Annotated in this window: 1 protein-coding gene; it reads right to left on the bottom strand. The window is 62.1% G+C overall.

Features of this window, described 5'->3' with window-relative positions; all coding sequences use genetic code 11:
* A partial coding sequence (locus EN807_RS33615; protein ID WP_189522690.1) for a phosphomethylpyrimidine synthase ThiC occupies positions 1-338 on the bottom strand: 338 nt, incomplete at both ends.

Below are 338 nucleotides of genomic sequence, written 5' to 3'. Positions count from 1 at the left end.
GCCGCCCTCGCGGTATTTCGCCGCCATTGCCGCCATGCCTTCCTTCTGGGCCTCGGCACGGATGTCGTGGGAAATGCGCATGGAGCAGAATTTCGGCCCGCACATCGAACAGAAATGTGCCAGCTTGTGCGCCTCCTTGGGCAAGGTCTGGTCGTGGAAGGACCGTGCGGTTTCGGGGTCGAGCGACAGGTTGAACTGGTCCTCCCAGCGGAACTCGAAGCGCGCGCGCGAAAGGGCATCATCCCTGGTTTTCGCTGCCCGATGGCCCTTCGCCAGATCGGCTGCATGGGCGGCTATCTTGTAAGTGATCACCCCAATCTTGACGTCGTTGCGGTCGG

It is taken from the genome of Mesorhizobium sp. M5C.F.Ca.ET.164.01.1.1, from assembly GCF_004792125.1.
Lineage (GTDB): Bacteria > Pseudomonadota > Alphaproteobacteria > Rhizobiales > Rhizobiaceae > Mesorhizobium > Mesorhizobium wenxiniae.
The sequence above is the reverse complement of the archived record's forward strand: the minus strand, read 5'-3'. Positions and strand labels throughout refer to the sequence as shown.